11 protein-coding genes are annotated in these 13,881 nt (G+C 37.1%); 6 read left to right on the forward strand and 5 right to left on the reverse strand.

Annotation, left to right across the window (positions count from 1 at the left end; translation table 11 throughout):
* The first annotated feature begins 1 nt into the window (after position 1).
* Positions 2-1,315, forward strand: coding sequence for a M20/M25/M40 family metallo-hydrolase (locus AC6CH7_RS19865; protein ID WP_498264370.1), 1,314 nt, complete (start codon positions 2-4; stop codon positions 1,313-1,315).
* Here the strand turns inward: AC6CH7_RS19865 and AC6CH7_RS19870 are convergent.
* The 4 genes from AC6CH7_RS19870 to AC6CH7_RS19885 are packed head-to-tail and all read right to left on the reverse strand — an operon-like array spanning position 1,312 to position 6,743.
* Positions 1,312-1,815, reverse strand: coding sequence for a GNAT family N-acetyltransferase (locus tag AC6CH7_RS19870; RefSeq protein ID WP_498264371.1), 504 nt, complete (start codon positions 1,813-1,815; stop codon positions 1,312-1,314). The genes AC6CH7_RS19865 and AC6CH7_RS19870 overlap by 4 nt on opposite strands.
* 18 nt (positions 1,816-1,833) lie before the next feature.
* Entirely contained in the window at positions 1,834-2,394 is a 561-nt protein-coding gene (locus AC6CH7_RS19875; RefSeq protein WP_498264372.1) for a thiamine pyrophosphokinase, read from the reverse strand.
* Between the two features lie 38 nt (positions 2,395-2,432).
* The gene (locus AC6CH7_RS19880) at positions 2,433-3,338 is read right to left on the reverse strand and encodes an alpha/beta hydrolase (protein WP_498264373.1); all 906 of its coding nucleotides are present in this window, start codon (positions 3,336-3,338) and stop codon (positions 2,433-2,435) included.
* A gap of 6 nt (positions 3,339-3,344) precedes the next feature.
* Complete coding sequence (locus AC6CH7_RS19885; protein WP_498264374.1) at positions 3,345-6,743, reverse strand: ThuA domain-containing protein; 3,399 nt, start codon at positions 6,741-6,743, stop codon at positions 3,345-3,347.
* 218 nt (positions 6,744-6,961) lie between these two features.
* Between AC6CH7_RS19885 and AC6CH7_RS19890 the strand changes: the two genes are divergently transcribed.
* Positions 6,962-8,161, forward strand: a complete 1,200-nt coding sequence (locus AC6CH7_RS19890) for an IPT/TIG domain-containing protein (protein WP_498264375.1) — start codon at positions 6,962-6,964, stop codon at positions 8,159-8,161.
* A gap of 48 nt (positions 8,162-8,209) precedes the next feature.
* Here the strand turns inward: AC6CH7_RS19890 and AC6CH7_RS19895 are convergent, their stop codons facing one another.
* Complete coding sequence (locus AC6CH7_RS19895) at positions 8,210-8,548, reverse strand: hypothetical protein (protein ID WP_498264376.1); 339 nt, start codon at positions 8,546-8,548, stop codon at positions 8,210-8,212.
* 147 nt (positions 8,549-8,695) lie between these two features.
* Between AC6CH7_RS19895 and AC6CH7_RS19900 the strand changes: the two genes are divergently transcribed.
* From AC6CH7_RS19900 to AC6CH7_RS19915, 4 genes are all read left to right on the forward strand, one after another.
* Positions 8,696-10,126 carry a S41 family peptidase gene (locus tag AC6CH7_RS19900; RefSeq protein WP_498264377.1) on the forward strand — a complete coding sequence of 477 codons (1,431 nt, stop codon included), beginning with the start codon at positions 8,696-8,698 and terminating at the stop codon, positions 10,124-10,126.
* A gap of 112 nt (positions 10,127-10,238) precedes the next feature.
* On the forward strand, positions 10,239-11,741 hold the full coding sequence (locus tag AC6CH7_RS19905; protein WP_498264378.1) for a TlpA family protein disulfide reductase: 1,503 nt from the start codon (positions 10,239-10,241) through the stop codon (positions 11,739-11,741).
* A gap of 284 nt (positions 11,742-12,025) precedes the next feature.
* The gene (locus AC6CH7_RS19910; protein ID WP_498264379.1) at positions 12,026-12,631 is read left to right on the forward strand and encodes an RNA polymerase sigma factor; all 606 of its coding nucleotides are present in this window, start codon (positions 12,026-12,028) and stop codon (positions 12,629-12,631) included.
* A gap of 62 nt (positions 12,632-12,693) precedes the next feature.
* On the forward strand, positions 12,694-13,869 hold the full coding sequence (locus AC6CH7_RS19915; protein WP_498264380.1) for a FecR family protein: 1,176 nt from the start codon (positions 12,694-12,696) through the stop codon (positions 13,867-13,869).
* Positions 13,870-13,881: the final 12 nt, after the last annotated feature.

A 13,881-nucleotide genomic window follows, 5' to 3' on the forward strand; every position in this document is an offset into this window, starting at 1 on the left:
TATGAGAAAAGCTCTTTACTTCTTTTTTGTGCTTCTAATTGCACAACAGGCAAACGCACAGGACATCAATAAAATAATTACAAAAGATTATGTTGACAGACTAATCAAAACCCTTAGCAGTGATGACATGCAGGGCAGGGGAACATTTACACCAGGCATAGACAAAGCTGCAACTTTTATTGAATCTGAGTTTAAAAGTATCGGACTAAAACACCTTGAAGGAGAAAATGGTTATCGCCAATCCTTCTTCAAATATCAATTGAAACCCGAGGCTACCTCTGTTACAATTGACGGCGCAACGATTGATCCGGCAAACATATTGGTATTTGGGAATACCTCAGAAACCCTAACTTTTGACAACACCAACAGCGATGGATGGATAAAATTAGACCCCTCTAAACCCTTTATGGATCAGTTCAGGCCAATTAGCAGAAGCGGGAAGAAGCAGTTGATATTGGTTGATGCAAAATTTGCAGATGCCTTTAACAGAATCAAAGGGTACCTTGACAAGGGTAGCATATTGGACGAAAAAGATTTAAATGCCAAGTCAACTGCTCTTGTTTTTGTCCTTGATAAGAACACCGTAGCAAGCGGTTTTAAAGTAAACTTGAAAAATTCTTTCGCAAAAATGCCTTTATTCAATGTTGCGGGCATGATTCCCGGCAAATCAAAAGCCAAAGAATTAGTAATCTTTTCGGGTCATTATGACCACCTTGGTATTATTAAAGCTGATGGACAAGACAGTATTGCAAACGGTGCAGATGATGATGCATCAGGCACAACAGCAATGATTGCTTTAGCCAAGTACTACAAAAAGTTAAACAATAATGAGCGCACCTTAATATTTGTAGCCTTTACAGCAGAAGAGATTGGAGGTTTTGGTGCCAGACACTTTTCGGAAAAATTAAATCCGGATGATGTTGTAGCCATGTTTAATATAGAAATGATTGGTAAAGACAGTAAGTTTGGTAAAAACACAGCCTTTATAACAGGCTACGATAAATCTGATTTTGGCCAGATTTTACAGAAAAACTTAAAAGGAACAGAATTTACTTTTCACCCTGACCCTTATCTACAACAAAACCTATTCTATAGAAGCGACAATGCAACATTAGCCGCCCTTGGCGTTCCGGCACATACGATAAGCACAGATCAAATAGATACCGATAAGTTTTATCACACCGTAAAAGACGAATACAGCACCCTTGATGCAGACAATATATTGTCGACCATTAAAGGTATTGCCAAGAGTGCAATAAGCATTATAAAAGGTATTGATACGCCAACAAGAATTCCTAAACTGGAAAACAACTAGGCCTCTAAGATGGGTTTTTCCATGACATAGTCATCCATAACGAAACCGTTTCCGATATCAAGGACAACGGTTTCTTTTATTATAAAACCTGCTCTTTCATAAAAGTCTTTGGCCTTATTGTTCTTATTAACATTTAACTGAAGGGATTTACCCCCCGCCCTTTTTACCAGGTTAAAAACTTCGTTTATCAATAACTTACCTACACCCCTCCCGTGCGTTTGAGGCAAAACATACAATTTATGTAATTTATAGGAATGCTTTTCAGGATCTATTACCGAAAACCCTGCAAAACCCAGGTCTTCATCATCTTCCTCGGCTATCAAAAAAGTATGTCCCTTCTCCAATTGCGAAAGCAACTCTCCCCGGTTATACATCTTCTCTAACATATAGTCAATCTGTTCAGTTGAAAGATATTCAGTATACGTAATTCGCCATGTCCTATCTGCCAGGTCCTGAATAGTAGCAATATCCTCTTCTTTTGCTTTCCTTAAAATTATCATAAAAACTTCTTTATCTAATTATAATACCTCACTAATAAACAGATATGGTACGTTGAATATGAACTCAACAAATCCGTCATTAATTACCTCAAAAGCATTATTTTCTGTTTGCTTTAAATTACTTGTTTCAAAATAAGAAACAACTTCAATATTAAAAATACTGCCTTTAGGTTTCCATACTTTAAATCCCGATTTAATCGCGTAAGATTTTTCAGTTTCAGTAAAGACCACAATGTTTATCGCATCAATATAACTTCCCAGTTCTCTTAAGTCGCTTTTTGAATCAATAACATTTACTGCAGGATATTTTTCAGCAATCAAATAGTCTAAAACAGCATCTAATGCTTCTGATTTAGCATGAATTACTTTGGTATTTTCCTGAAAATCCTGATCATTTGAATTGACCACAATATCCACTTTTAATCCAAGACTGATGACCTTCTCATAAACCGCAGCACTAACTATTAAAGTTGGGCTCCATTCCAGCAGCTGACCTAAATATTCTTCATTAAAGGCCCCTAAATAGTGGATATATAGTGCCGGCTCTTGTTTTTCCCGAATGATATGATGTGATGACATACAGCAAATATATCCTAATATTCTTTTTTATTTTACTATCAGATCAAAGACATGCTTTTCATCCAGAAAATGCATCGTCCAAACCATTCATCAAAAGAAGGAGCAGTCAAAAAACCATGCTCTCCTTTTGCATAAATATGCAATTCTGCAGATACCTTGTTTTCTTTAAGCGCGCTGTAAAATTCAACACTATTAGCTACAGGTACAACCCTGTCAGCATCCGAATGAATTAAAATCGTTGGCGGCGTTTCTTCTGTTACCTGTAACTCATTAGAGTAAAGCCTTATCTTATCTTCTGTTGGAGATGGCCCAAGAAGATTGTCTCTGGATCCAATATGACCAATCTTGTCGGTAAAAGAAATCACCGGATTTATAAGCAGCATAAAATCTGGCCTAACACTAATTTCTTCCACATTTTCTATAACCGGGGTGTTAAAATGTGTTCCGGCAGTTGAGGCAAGGTGGCCTCCGGCAGAAAAACCCAGAATACCTATCTTTTTGGGGTTAATGTTCCATTCTTTAGCCCTCTGCCTCACTATCTTAATTGCCTGTTGGGCATCTTGCAGAGGCCCGATAGACTTATCCAACATTGTTCTATCGTTCGGCAGCCTATACTTTAATACAAAAGCTGTTACCCCCATTTTCGCAAACGCTCTGGCTGCGTCACTGCCTTCTCTTTTTGTAAGTAGCACATGGTATCCCCCACCAGGACAAATGATAACAGAAGTTCCATTTGCCAAGCCCTTTGGAGGCAAATAAACAGAAAGGGTAGGAACAGAGACGTTAGACGTAAGACTATCTACGCCTGGATTAGCAACCCTCTGCTCATCATTTGTTACAGATCTGGAATTTGGCACTTTATCTGGATATAATGGAATCACCTGTTGCGCATTACAATACGGAACCAAAAATACCAGCGATAAAAAGACAAAATACTTTACCATAAATACTTATTCAAAATTGATCCAGTCTACACTTATTAAATCCCTATTTGGTGGGGTATTCTTTAAAAACACGAAATAAAGATCATGTTTGCCACCTGGATTTTTTATTGAAGTGCTCAACTCAGTATACTTTTCCCAATTACCTGTTGAGGTAAAATTAACCGTACTAATTACTTCTCCTTTTGGAGAATCAATATGCAGCTCTATAGTTCCACTATGATTTGCTGAAGCATAATAGTAGGTAATTTTGCCAATATTCTTAAGGTCAATATTTTTAAACACGATATAAGACTTGTTATGAATGCTACCGACATACCTGTCATTTTTATCGACGTTATTAAAAACATCTGCATCTTCTGCCTGTACTTTTGCCGGACGCAGCACAATCGTTTCCTTTTTTGTTAAAGGAGTTATCGCTCCACCTTTGTCAGTATACGACGCAGAGAAAATGTATCTACCCTGATCTTTATTCGCTAAATGCTGTTTTAAAGCAACGGCTCCTTGTTGTGGCAACGCAGCATTAGTTTTTTTTGCGCTTAAGCTTAAAATATATTTAACAATCTCAGTTGCATCATCATTAGAAATCTGGGGGTGTGCACTCATTGCATGTTCTCCCCAAACACCGCCACCTCCAACAATGATCTTCTTAGCCAAGCGACTTACAGCATCTTTGTTACCCGTATAACGCTGTGCAACCTGCATAAATGAAGGGCCCACTGATTTACCATTTATTTGGTGGCAGGCTTTACAGTCGCTTTTAGCAACTAAAGATTTACCAAAATTGTATGTTGGTGTAATCTCCTGATGACCTACCAATGCCTGGTTACTTTCTACCTTTGCAATAAAATCAAGGTTCACCTTTACTTTTTTTGCATCTATAGCCTTATCCTCATTATCCTTTACATCAACTTTATAATTAAAGTTAGTTGCCTTAGGGAAAAAGAAAGAACTATTACTGGTTGTATTTATGGCCACCTGAGGCATCGTATTACCTACCTTAATCACAACCGTATCCAACCCGCTTTTACCTGCTGCATCAGTTACTTTTAAAATAGCGTTGTATATGCCATTTTTTTGAAATGTATAGTTAACATTTTGTTCTGTTGATGCGATCTTGCTTCCTTCAAAGCTCCACTCGTAAGACAGTTTATCATCATCGTCATTATCATAACTCTTCGAGGTAAAAGCAACTTTGTATGGAGCAATTCCAATAGTATCTTTTGTTTCAATTTTAGCAAACGGGGCACGGTTTCCGCCATTGTAATCAATACGAACCAAACGGGCATCAACGTTATCTATCCCATATACCGATCCGTATTCCAACATATAAAATGATCCTTCTGGTCCAACCTCTATATCAATTGGACGTCTAAAATCGCCATTGGTTTCCATAAAAGGCTCCATGCGTACATAGTTTTGATTCTCATCCAAACGCACTGCAAACACCCAATTCCTCATCCAATCGTACATAAAAAGTGCCTTATCATAATACTCAGGGAACTTTGTGTCAGATTTAAGCGCTGCATTATAATGATATACAGGGCCACCCATAGCACATCTCCCGCCTTGTCCCAGAGCTGGAAATTCTTCTGATCTGTTATAAGGGTACCACACCATAGCTTTTTGAGCCGGCGGCAATATTTGTGCCCCAGTACTATATGGAGAATTGTTTGCAGGGCCGTTTACATCAAAGAAAGCTCCTACTTTTTTGGTTGCAAAATCATACTCTTTATAAGCTTTATTATCTCCAACAAAATATGGCCAGCCATAATTTCCAGCTTTTTTTGCCTGATTAAATTCATCGTATCCACGTGGGCCCTGTAGTCCATCAGTACCAGAATCCGGCCCAACCTCTCCCCAATACACGATAGAAGTTTCAGGATCTACAGACATCCTATAAGGGTTACGACAACCCATTACATAAATTTCAGGACGTGTTTTTGGTGTTCCTTTAGCAAATAAATTTCCCTCAGGAATAGTGTAACTTCCATCTGCCTCAGGATGAATCCGCAGGATCTTGCCACGCAAGTCGTTTGTATTTCCGGCTGATCTTTCTGCATCAAACGTTAAGCGATTATCCCTTCTATCAATAGGAGCAAAACCATCCGATTCAAAAGGCACAGTATTATCCCCGGTTGAAATATATAGATTCTTGTACTTATCCCAGGCTAAAGAACCCCCTGTATGGGCACTTACTTCAAGATCAATTGGAACTTCTATAATCACCTGCTCAGATTTAAGATCAAGCTCATTTTCCTTACTAATTTTAAAGCGAGAAATATGTTGTTTGTACTTATCACCCGTAGAAGCAGTGTAAAAGAAATACAAATAGTTATTTGTTGCAAAATCAGGGTCAATAGTCATCCCCAACAAACCATTAAGGTATTTATCTACAGCTTTTACTGGAAATTTGTAAACCAATGTAGTTTTACCATCGGCAGGGTTGTATACGTAAAAATTGCCGGCACGCTCAATAAAAAACACCCTGCCGTCAGGGGCTACAGATAACTCCATAGGCTCATTTAAATCATTAGATAAAACTGTTTTAGTAAAACGGTTATCCTCTGGCTTTTTAACTGCATATGCTTTTGAATAATCCAATGTAACATTGGTACCAATGGCATACTTAATACCCCCAAGGAGGTGACTTAAAAATAACGGTTCGCTAAAGCTTTCGTCGGTATGTCCTCCGCCTGTATAAAAAGCACGGCCACCATCAAATTCATGGTACCAGGCAATAGGATGGTTCTCTCCATTTTCTCCCCCTTCGTAGCTATCTTCATCTAATTTAGCAAGAACCTTTATATCGTCTTGTATGCTCTTATAGTTATACCATTCATCTGTACGGTCCCATCTTTTTGGGAGGCCTTTAGTAGATATATGGGTCGTGTCAATCACATCAATAGTTGCCTTACGCACATTAGGATTACCCGGGTGGCTTTTAAAATAAGCTCCAACAAGCTTATTATACCAAGGCCAATCGTATTCCGTATCCGCAGCAGCATGAACTCCGGCGTAACCACCACCAGATTGAATATAGCTTTCAAAAGCTACCTGCTCATCGGCATTTAATACATTCATAGTGGTGCTTAAAAAGATTACAGCGCTATAGTTTTTTAAACTATCCTGAACAAAATAGGCTGAATTCTTAGTTGTGTCTACAATAAAATTATTCTCTTTTCCAAGCTTTTGTATAGCAGCAATACCAGCTGGAATAGAACCATGATAAAAGCCCTTGGTTTTTGAAAACACCAGGATACGGGCAGGTTTTGCGGGTATAGCAACACTAGAAGCCGTAGCAGCAGGCGTTTTAGGCACTACCGTTTTGCAGGCATAAAATACAACAGAAGTGCAAACTGTTGAGAATACAGCAAGGTAAATTTTAAAGTATTTAGTTTTAAGCATAAAAATATTGGGTTAATGTGGCTCCCGGCCAAAAGAATATTAAAGCAGATTGCGAATTAGTAAGCGTTATGCCCACAATCACTAAGTTTAGGTTACTATTAAGGTCATTTCGAAGTAAACTTAGTAATTATAATGGAAAAATTACGCGTACATCTAATAGATATCTTGTTTTATAATAATTATCATTTAAAATGCTATCTTTAGTAAAAATCAATTCTATGAAAACGCATCTCAAATTACGCCTGCACAAGCTCCTCATCTTGTTCTACGCTAGTCTAATCTTAATTTCATGCAAGAAAGATGATAACTCAGCTCAAACATCTTTGACATCAATAAGTCCCACAGAAGCTGGTTATAATGATTCTATTATTATAACCGGAAAGAATTTCGGTTCAAACCCTGAGGTAACAATAAATGATAAAAAATTAGCAGCTGTTAAGGTTGATAATAACACATTAAAAGTAACTATTCCTAGAATGTTAGGCTCAGGTTCTGTAAGCGTTAGCGTAGGTGGAAAACAATATTCTGGCCCTAATTTCTCCTATAAATACAAAGCAACGGTAACTACAATTGCGGGTAGTGGCGAAATAGGAAATGCTGATGGTGCAGGCTTATCCTCAAGCTTCAACTGTCCTTGGGGCATAACTGTAAATAATGATGGGGATCTTTTCGTAGCAGACAGTTATAACAGACTTATTAGAAAAATCTCTGCCGGCGACCGATCTGTTTCAAGTATTCAAATTCCTTCTATAGTAAATAGAAAGAATTTTTATTCTCCCTACAATATAACTCTTGGAAATAATCAGCAAGATTTATATGTAACAGATTTTAATAATCATATTTTAAAAATAGATGCCAAAAAGGAATCTACAGTAATTTATAACGGGACAATGCCTACCACTGGAATAGTTATGGGAAATGATGGATTTCTATACATAACTAACAATACCAAGGGCACGGTAATGAAACTTAGTACTGACGGAAAAGACTCGCTAATTCTTGCCCAAGGACTAGTGACGCCACGAAGCATTCTTTTCGATAAAAACAATACACTGTATGTTGCAGCTTATGATATAAGTTCAGCATCATCTGGCATTTATAAAATAGAAAAAACTGGCGCCATAAAAGCGGAGATTAAAAGTCAGAATCTAGGAGGATGGGAAGTCGCAATAGATTCTAAGGGAAATTTTTATAATGCAGATCATGTTAACAATTGCATTAAAATAATCGAAAAGAACGGACGAATAGTCAAAATTGCTGGTAACGGTCAACCTAAAGATGTTGACGGCATAGGTTTAAGTGCCTCATTTGATGGCCCCACAGGAATCACTATAGATCGTGACGGGAATCTTTATGTCACCACTTATAACTTTGAAAAGAAAACTGGTAATAAGATAAGAAAGATCACCATCGAATAGATTTAATCTTAATCAGTAGATATGGCCTTTAGCTATAACGATTACTTTCTATCCCGCTTTATAAACATAGAACTTCTTATCTCTAATAGGCTGTCCTTTAATCTCTAAATACTCTCCCTTTTTATCTCTAGTCTGCTTTATTACGAATGGCTCGTCACTTGCTTCACATGCTTCAAAAGCCCGCTTTAGTCGATCTATGTGTGTATCGGCACCAACTTTCCATTTTTTATCTAAATACCAAAAATAAGCGGAAACGTTTCTTGTACTCCCTAGCATTTTTCCATCCAACCTAATATGAGTCGGGTTTAATTCTTTGTAAGGAAGAACTGCTTGAATATAAAACTCACTAAAATCCTTGTATTCAGGAATAACGTTTATTGCGCTCATAATTAATTTTTGCGCAATTTACATCATTTCTATTCTGGTGACAATTTTTTGAGATAATAATCTTACGCGTTTTATCTAATTTAAGACTTGTAATAAAAACTAAAACCTGATAACTTTAATATATTAATCCTCGACCAAATTACTGTAATGAAAAAATTGAGCGCCCTCCTTATTATCCTTGCATTCCCTTATCTAATAGTGGCACAACAGCTATCTTGCAACTGTCTGGACAACTTAAATGAAACCATTGTTAAAACTGAAATAAACTATGCGGGCTTCCCAACAAAGATCAACGCAAAGACAAAACCCGATTATGATAATCTGGTAACCAATCTACGCACAAAAGCAGGGAATGAAAGCAATGCAAAAAAATGTTTCTACGTCATAAAAGACTATATAAGATTTTTTAAGGATAAACACTTTTCATTAACCTACCTGAATAAAAATGATTCCGACAATGAGACAGAAGCCATTGATGAATCTTACTTCAAAACCCTGAAACCCGGCAATAGCGTTGAAGGCATATGGACTAATCCAGACAGCTCAGTTACCCTAGGGATAAAGAAATTTCCAGGCAACGTATACAAAGCTATTATCCTTAAGGCAAAGGATGAAAAGCTTCCAAAAGGATTGGTTTATTTTACGCTAAAGCCCCACAAAAAGGGTTATCTGTTACAACAATACAATGTATTTAACAGTATAGATTTTTATGCTCAGCAAAGAAGCGGCTTACTGCAATTGTGGAATTTTTCACTTTTTGGAAGGATTTCACCAAAAGAAATGAGTGCTAGCGAAAAAAGCGAGTTAAACACATGGAAAAACAATAACAATGGATTAAATTTTAATCAGTTAGATAAAGAAACCAGCTACATCAAAATTCCAACCTTCTTTAACAACGACAGTAAGATTGAGAAATTGGTTGCAACAAACGACAAGGCTATTAGAAATAGTAAATACCTGATCATCGATCTCCGTGGAAATGGAGGAGGCAATTCCGGCTGGAGTTTTCTATTACCTTATGTAATGACCAACCCTATTAAACAGGACGATCCCTTACTCCGCATTTCAAAAGACAATGTTCAGATTAAAAGATCAGAGCTTGAATATCTTGTAAAAAATCCTTTGCCCGAGGATGCAAAGAAATATTATCCCAATGAATATATAAGCATGCTTAAAAAAATCTACGAAGAGCTTCCAACCGCTAAAAGCACCTTTTATGAGGTTCCTGGATTAACTATTCCAGTTGATTCTGTTCTCGGAAGTCCCTCCAGAGTGGCGCTAATAACTGACGAGCTTTCCGGAAGTTCTACAGAATACTTTTTTCAATTGATGAAACAAAGCAAAAAGACCACAAGATACGGTTCAAATAGCGTAGGAATGATGGATTACGAGGGCCCGACTTCAACAACCCCACTTCCGTGTAAAGAGCTAATTCTAATGATGCCCGTTTCAAAATCGGGCTGGACCGATAAAAATCCAATTGATGAGGTTGGTCTTAGTCCTGATGTTAAACTCAAAATACCAGGAAAGCAATGGGTTGAATACATCGTCAAGGATCTGAAAAGGAAACGACAGTGAGTTCATTCATTAAGTGAATTTCCTGATTCATCACATTTTTACCGCTGTTCATCACATTTTAATAAATCAGTTCGTGTAAAGGTTATAATTGTGTGTTAGAAAACGATCTTATATGGAAAAAAATATTGCCCTATTCTGCTTAATGTTTGTTATTACACAGGCTTCAGCCCAGTTTAACCTCCGAGGAGAGATCACAAATTACTCCGGTAAGGAAGATTTAGTTGTCAACACCCCATTGATCTACGGTTTTCATAAAGAGAACTCTATATCCATTCCTATAGCTAAAAACGGCACATTCAATATCACCTTATCTACTGAAGTACAAAATTTTGTCAGTTTGATCTTTCAAAGAGAGTTTTACTTGCTTCTGATCACCAAGAATAAAACCTTAACAGTTAGTATAAATGAAAATGATAGAAAACTAGAGCTCTTATCAGGTACAGCTTTGTCAGAAAACAAGCTTCTGCAAAAAATCAATATAATGGAAAATCCTGTTTTCATGGAAGAACAGGCCAGGCAGCTTTATCAGGGTGTTAGCTTTTCCAAATTGAATACCAGGCTGGTCCAACCTTATTTTGCAAAACGAGATGAAAAAATAAACATCATAAACACCTCAAAAATTTCATTGAAGAACAAAAAGCTGATCACATCAGAAGTAAAGTATGTTGCTTACAATTATCTAAATGATTTTGCCAGAACACAGCTCAATAATAGGTCTACTATTGACAGCATGATTATTAATGTTTTTGATAATAGCATCATTAAACCTGAAGTTCTTCCTGCCGGCCCTCAGTATTATTCCTATGCCGACAACTACCTACGCTACCTGGAAACCAAAGCCTTTTTAAAGATTAAGAAAGATAGCATCAAACCTACGGAGCCAATCCCCTACTTTGGGATCAGTTTAGATAGTGCCAATATCGTAGTAAAAAAATATGGAAAGCCATATTGGAGGTGGGTGGGCTGTACCAAGAACTTTCCTGAACCGGTCACCGAACAGTACACATATCAGCAGATCATTAACTTATACTATGATAAAGATCTAAGGCAAACAGAAGCCCTTTCAGAGGTATTTAAAAAGCGGTTTCCTCAAAGCAGATTTAATCAGGAGATTAATCAAAAAGTAAATTTATTAAAGGAAATGCTTGCTCAGAACGAATCAAATACAGATATCGTGGTTTTAAAGGATTACCACAAAATACAGTCAGTTTATGATGTTATAGCTAAGTATAAAGGCAAAGTCGTTTATCTGGATGTTTGGGGCACATGGTGTGGCCCCTGCAAAGAGGAGCTTAAGTTTATGCCCCAACTCAAATCTGCTTTTGCAAATAAGGATGTTATATTTCTTTATCTGGATATGGATGAGGAAGATCGTGATCTCATCTGGAAAGAGTTTATTAAAGTGAATGAATTAACAGGCATTCACTTCCGTAAGAACAGGCAAACTATAGCTCCACTATGGAAAGAATTATTGGCAGATAGCCAAGATAAATCTGAATACTATCCACAATATTTCATTTTTGACAAAGACGGAAAGATCGCTGTAAGTAAGGCGCTGCGCCCAAGCGACAAAGAAGCGCTATATCAACAAATCAACGCTGTATTAGTTCACTAACTTGAATAAAACAAAAAGTCCTCGAACCAACCATTTGAGTATTTTTATACGTTTTGAAATACCTTCTAGGAGTTCCGTATTACGGAATGCTGCATCTTTATACTTCAATTAGTCAACTATTTCAAGCAAAATATATAACTTTAAAACAAACCAAATTAAACCTCCTGTTTCCCAATACCTAAATCAGAGAAATACTGGAATTTAACTTTATCGATATAAATATTTAACATTAGCCCGCTACATTTGAAAGCTATTCCTTTGGAATACAAAACATACGACAATCAATGGAAAAGTATAATCAATATACTAACAAGCAACTAGTTGCGCTCCTTAAACAAGGCAACGAATTGGCTTACGGAGTAATATATGATAGATATAAAACCATTCTTTACCATCATGCGTATAAAAAAACTGGAGACCCGGATGAAGCTCAGGATTTACTTCAGGACGTATTTTTAACCCTGTGGAATTCCAGACAGGAACTAAACGAAGATGGTAATCTGCCTGGTTACCTCTACACCACCTTAAGAAACAAAATATTTAATCTCTTCTCACATAAAAAAGTACGTAACACCTACGAAGTGTCTCTTCAACATTTCGCAGAAAACGGAACCATCCAAACCGATCATCGCATCCGCGAACGTCAGATGTCTGAACTTATTGAAAGTGAAATAAGCGCTATCCCACAAAAAATGCGAGAGATTTTTGTGCTAAGCAGAAAAGAACATTTAAAAAACAAGGAGATTGCCCAACTACTTGGCATATCCGAACATACTGTGGCAACGCAAATTAAGCGTGCACTTAAAGTTCTCCGCCTGCGTATTGGCTTTATAGTACTTATAGGCAGCTTTTGTATTTTACATTTTAATAAGATCAAAATATTTTTTTAATTCCTGTACCCGATTTATCCTTGATACCTGTATTGTATTAAAAATGCCTGTGCAATCCGGTTATGAATAGTAAAGAGATAAAAGAAGTTTGGGATAGATATAAAGAAGGGGAAAGCACTCCCGATGACATGGCCCTGCTTGAAAGCTGGTATATTGGCTATGAGCAAAAAGAAAGTAACGACCTTTCCGAGAAAGAAGTTACCAATAGACTCGAGTCTATTCGCAAAAAATTAGCATCTGACCGACAAAAACAAAGTTCAATACACATATGGAGGCGAATTAGTATAGCGGCAACAGTTGCTTTCTGTCTTGGAGTCGGATTTTACTATTACAAAAACAACAACAACAAGGAGTCCTTTGCGGATAACGTAGTTAAAAGAGATATTCCACCAGGTAAAAACAAAGCCTACCTAACCTTAGCCAATGGTTCAAAGATCTCGCTTGCAGATGCAGCCAATGGTGACCTTGCTAAGCAAACAGGAATCAATATTACGAAAACAGCAAACGGAAAACTAGTATATGAAATTACCGGCTCAACACAAGCTACGCTAACAGAAAATATTGAATACAATACCATTGAAACCCCTCGTGGTGGACAATATCAGATAATCTTGCCTGACGGCTCCAAAGTCTGGCTTAATGCAGCCTCATCTATTAAATTTCCTCTTTCCTTTAATAATCTTCCAAAACGCAAGATCGAACTTACCGGAGAAGCTTATTTTGAGGTGGCTAAAAACAAAGACAAACCCTTTACAGTAACAACCTTCAAACAAGAAATAACCGTGTTGGGTACCCACTTCAACATCAACAGTTACACCGATGAAAGCGTAACAAAAACCACATTACTGGAGGGCTCGGTTAAAGTAAATACACTTACCACTTCTTCACAGAAAAATACCCATGCAGATCTTGTAAGTGCAGTATTGAAACCCGGGCAGCAGTCTTTACTCTCTTTCAACAAACTTAAAATACAACCAGCAGATATAGACGAAACGATCGCCTGGAAGGAGGGCTACTTCCGTTTCAACGACGAAAAATTAGAGAGCATCATGCGTAAAGTATCCAGGTGGTACGATGTCGAGATAGAATACGAAAATGAAAAATTAAAGAATGAACCATTTGCCGGAGTAACAACACGCTTTGCAAACGTTTCAAAACTTTTCAGAATGCTGGAATTAACAAATGAAGTAAGATTTAAGATAGATGGTAAAAAAATTAGGGTACTAGACAAAAAATAACCAAATACCAAA

The sequence above is a fragment of the Pedobacter sp. GQ55 genome (assembly GCF_059758925.1).

Bases quoted from the DNA above. Each gene is read 5' to 3' on its own strand.
- AC6CH7_RS19865 (WP_498264370.1), top strand. From the start codon at position 2: ATGAGAAAAGCTCTTTACTTCTTTTTTGTGCTTCTAATTGCACAACAG.
- AC6CH7_RS19870 (WP_498264371.1), bottom strand. From the start codon at position 1,815: ATGATAATTTTAAGGAAAGCAAAAGAAGAGGATATTGCTACTATTCAG.
- AC6CH7_RS19875 (WP_498264372.1), bottom strand. From the start codon at position 2,394: ATGTCATCACATCATATCATTCGGGAAAAACAAGAGCCGGCACTATAT.
- AC6CH7_RS19880 (WP_498264373.1), bottom strand. From the start codon at position 3,338: ATGGTAAAGTATTTTGTCTTTTTATCGCTGGTATTTTTGGTTCCGTAT.
- AC6CH7_RS19885 (WP_498264374.1), bottom strand. From the start codon at position 6,743: ATGCTTAAAACTAAATACTTTAAAATTTACCTTGCTGTATTCTCAACA.
- AC6CH7_RS19890 (WP_498264375.1), top strand. From the start codon at position 6,962: ATGAAAACGCATCTCAAATTACGCCTGCACAAGCTCCTCATCTTGTTC.
- AC6CH7_RS19895 (WP_498264376.1), bottom strand. From the start codon at position 8,548: ATGAGCGCAATAAACGTTATTCCTGAATACAAGGATTTTAGTGAGTTT.
- AC6CH7_RS19900 (WP_498264377.1), top strand. From the start codon at position 8,696: ATGAAAAAATTGAGCGCCCTCCTTATTATCCTTGCATTCCCTTATCTA.
- AC6CH7_RS19905 (WP_498264378.1), top strand. From the start codon at position 10,239: ATGGAAAAAAATATTGCCCTATTCTGCTTAATGTTTGTTATTACACAG.
- AC6CH7_RS19910 (WP_498264379.1), top strand. From the start codon at position 12,026: ATGGAAAAGTATAATCAATATACTAACAAGCAACTAGTTGCGCTCCTT.
- AC6CH7_RS19915 (WP_498264380.1), top strand. From the start codon at position 12,694: ATGAATAGTAAAGAGATAAAAGAAGTTTGGGATAGATATAAAGAAGGG.